Annotated in this window: 6 protein-coding genes; 5 read left to right on the top strand and 1 reads right to left on the bottom strand. The window is 45.0% G+C overall.

All coding sequences use genetic code 11. The features are described 5' to 3' along the window. On the bottom strand, positions 1-1285 hold a 1285-nt coding region (locus tag B7Y67_RS13240), incomplete at its 3' end, for an amidase (protein ID WP_293599056.1). A 346-nt stretch (positions 1286-1631) separates the two neighbouring features. Between B7Y67_RS13240 and B7Y67_RS13235 the strand changes: the two genes are divergently transcribed. From B7Y67_RS13235 to B7Y67_RS13215, 5 genes are all read left to right on the top strand, one after another. Further along, positions 1632-1928: a hypothetical protein gene (locus B7Y67_RS13235; RefSeq protein WP_215303537.1), complete on the top strand. Its 297-nt coding sequence runs from the start codon at positions 1632-1634 to the stop codon at positions 1926-1928. 43 nt (positions 1929-1971) lie between these two features. After that, positions 1972-2412 (top strand): Smr/MutS family protein, encoded by a 441-nt coding sequence (locus B7Y67_RS13230; RefSeq protein ID WP_293599055.1) that lies wholly within the window; start codon positions 1972-1974, stop codon positions 2410-2412. Positions 2413-2477: 65 nt separating this feature from the next. Then, on the top strand, positions 2478-2813 hold the full coding sequence (locus tag B7Y67_RS13225) for a YqjD family protein (protein WP_215303541.1): 336 nt from the start codon (positions 2478-2480) through the stop codon (positions 2811-2813). 6 nt (positions 2814-2819) lie between these two features. Beyond that, entirely contained in the window at positions 2820-3191 is a 372-nt protein-coding gene (locus B7Y67_RS13220; RefSeq protein ID WP_293599054.1) for a phage holin family protein, read from the top strand. Beyond that, on the top strand, positions 3188-3469 hold the full coding sequence (locus B7Y67_RS13215) for a YqjK-like family protein (RefSeq protein WP_293599053.1): 282 nt from the start codon (positions 3188-3190) through the stop codon (positions 3467-3469). Before B7Y67_RS13220 ends, B7Y67_RS13215 begins: the two co-directional genes overlap by 4 nt. Positions 3470-3499: the final 30 nt, after the last annotated feature.

Below are 3499 nucleotides of genomic sequence, written 5' to 3'. Positions count from 1 at the left end.
CTTCTGCAAAAGCAGCAATATTGATTAATTTTTGATCGTCTAATACATCACCGATGAGCTGCACCCCAAGAGGCAAGCCATTTTGAGATTTAGTAAAAGGTATGGCAATAGCGGGGGTGCCTATCAAACTCCACAAAGAGCAGAAAATAGGATTTCCCGTAAATTCCAAGCCTTTAGGTGCCTCTCCGGTAGCAGCTGGCGCCAAAATTGCATCAAAATGAGTAAAGACTTCCCTGATAGATTTCCTGAGGCGTTGCTGTAGATTTTTTGCCTTAATGTAATCAGGGGCGCTATAAGCATTTCCCTTCTGAACTAATTCCTTAATGTCAGCGCTAATTAGTTCTGGGTGTTGTGCAAGATGTTGCTCGTGCACTACAGCGGCTTCACACGACATGAGTACCGCTAATGCTTCAATGCCATCCCAGTAATAGGCAGGGAGTTCAAGTACTTCTGTGGTGGCACCAGACTTCTCGAGCGATATACAGGCTGCCATCATTGCGGCGCTTTGCTCATCACTTAATAAATCATCAAATGGGGTCTTCAGTACTGCGATATGTGGTGTACGTTGGTGAAGTATCTCGCCGATCGGCTTAATTACTAATTCATCAATCACAAGATCATCCTCCTCTGTGACGCTGGTATTTTTGAGAAGATTAAATGCAAGGGCTGCATCAGCGACAGATCTTGTAAAAAAGCCAACATGGTCTAAGGAGCTTGAGACTGGATGCACCCCAAGGCGCGGTACAGTGCCAAAGCTGGCCTTATAGCCGACCACGCCACAATAAGTGGCCGGTCTAATGATAGAGCCGGCAGTTTGGGACCCCAGCCCCAATGGTGCAATACCGCTGGCTACTGCTGCAGCAGAGCCGCTAGAGGACCCACCAGGGGTATGGGCAAGATTCCAGGGGTTACTCGTTTTTCCTGGTGTGCGCCAAGCAAACTCGGTTGTGACAGTTTTTCCTAAGATGACGCCACCGAGTTTACGCACTTGAGCAACGATCTGGGCATCTTTGGCGGGAATGTGGTTTTTATAAATAGGTGATCCATAGCTGGTAACAAAGTCTTTGGTATCGATCAGGTCTTTTACAACCACTGGAATTCCCATGAGAGGGCCTGGATGAACCTCTTGGATCAGTTTTTCTAAGGGCGCTCTCACTGTAAAAGCATTAATAGTGGGCTCCAGCTCATCCGCACGCGCCACACACTCCTTAAGGTAGTCATTTGCGGATAGCTGCTTACTTGCGATCAAGTTGCAAGCTTCTATTAGTCCTAATGCTGGTTTCATGGGGATGTCTCGTTCAGTCAATTGTCATTGATTGCCACTGTATCACTAGCGACCCAACTCTGTTTCTTCGGCCTCATTTTTCAGAAAGAGCATCCAAGATTCAATATTTAAATAAACTTCACAACTTCACAACTTCTGTAGTATAGTATTGATAAAGGAGGTGAAATGAGAAGAGCGATACCAAAAACACATCAGGCTTTAGATTGGATAGGGAAGGGGATGACTGCAGCTCAAGCCGCTAGGAAGATGGAGATTTCAGAATCCAGCGTCTACGCCGCCTTAAGAAAAACAAAAGCAAAAGATTTGGGTTGTTGTCCAACGTGCGGTCACAAATTAAGGAAATAAGATGAAAAAAACTCTATTAGCTGTTGTTTCAATTTCTATAGCTGCATTTGCATATGCAAATACTTCATCTGACTCTTCTGAATTGCTTAGTCAGCAATGCAAAATTTCCGCTGAAGCAGTTTCCACATTGAAAGATTTGCGCTATGGAAATACCTCAATCCGTAAGGATGTATCTAGCCTCATTAATTCAAATCTGAAGGTTCAAGAGAATAAGGATGCAGCCAAAATCACCTTAAACCGAATGGTGGATGATCAAGCGAGTTCAGCATCTGCTTTGGAAGCAAAGTATTGCTCTTAATGTTTTCCGAATGGCTTACTTCAATTACCGCTAAGGGTATTGGATGATCCATTCATTTGAGTGTCCGGAGTGTGGCAACCCCAGAGGGATGCTAGGAGAATGTCGTCAATGTGGAAGCGAAGATCTTCCTATTCCGCATAGCGATACGATGGTAATGAATTTAAAGTTCGACAGTCCAAGCGCAGAAGAGGCCTTGGATCGATTAACTATTGGACTTCGCCGAGCTTCTGAGGTGGGTATTAAAGCAATGATCTTGATACATGGATATGGAGCCAGTGGCGAGGGTGGCAAGATCAAGTGGGCTGTTCATAATGCCCTGGATAATAACTATTTCTCGGATCGGGTGGACGAATACCATTTTGGTGAGCAAACTGCGTTTGGCAGCGAGGCCTACCACTCGCTTTTGAGAAGAAGGCCGGGATTAAAGGCTTATCTCAAGCACTTCAAAGAAGGTAATGCCGGAATGACAGTGTTATTACTGTAATCCCTACGTGGAGTTGCTTAGAATAGATCCATCATTTATTTATTTGCCATCAGCTAGGAGTAGTAATGACAGCTAAAAAATCAAGCACTACACATGAAGAAGCTCAAATCAGTTCAGAGCATTTGATTGGTGACTTCAAAGCACTCATGGCTGATGCTGAGGAGTTGATTATGGCAACCGCTAGCCATGAAGATGGTCCCTTGAGTGCAATTCGTTCAAAAGCCTTGGATACCCTTAATAATGCCAAAGAAAGTCTTTCTTCTGTCGAGGGTACGGTAACTGAAAAGGCTAAGGTCGTGGCGGAGCGTGCCGATGAGTTTGTCCATCGAAATCCATGGGAGGCAGTCGGTGTTGCCGCTGGTCTCGGTCTTTTAATTGGACTCTTTATGCGTCGTCGCTAGGTCCTCATGTCACAAGAAAATCTTTTATCCTCTCTTAAGCATCTCGTCTCCACTGGGGCATCTATTGCCCAAACCCGTTTAGAGTTAATTTCTACAGACGTACAGATTGCGCGGGCTAAGTTCCTGAGTCTGCTAGTGATGATCATCTTTGTCTTATTTTTCTTATTCTTTGGCTTGGTGATGCTAGCCTTTCTTATTGTGATTTATAGCTGGGAGGCGGATCGCATCCTTGCACTAAGTTTGCTTACTGCTGGATTTTTGGCTACAGGTTGCATTTTGGCCCTGGTAGTTTTACGCTCCCTTAAAACAATGCCTAAGTTGTTCGAAGCAACTATTGCGGAGTTGGCTAAGGATCGTCAGGAACTTACGAAGCGATGAGTCAAAAATTGTCGGAGCTGGAAGCTAGGCAAAGAGTGCTCCAAGACCGAGCTGCACAAGAGCGCGCGGATTTTGCCCAATATTTTGAGCCTATTGAAAAGCCACTATCTTGGGCTGATAAGGGTATAGATGCTTTTCATTTTCTGAAGAGTAGCCCAGTGCTTTGGACCAGTGCATTTGCCGTTCTGGCTCACTATCGACCTAAGCTAGCTAGCAAAGTGCTGGCTGTTGGTTGGGGCGCTATGAAATTGCTCAAGAGCGCTAAGAGTCTGATTTAAAGTTTTTAGGCAATCAATACGGTCTTATTT

This window comes from Polynucleobacter sp. 35-46-11, assembly GCF_002281105.1.
Note: the sequence above shows the minus strand (reverse complement) of the source record. Positions and strands in the feature narration are given on the sequence as shown.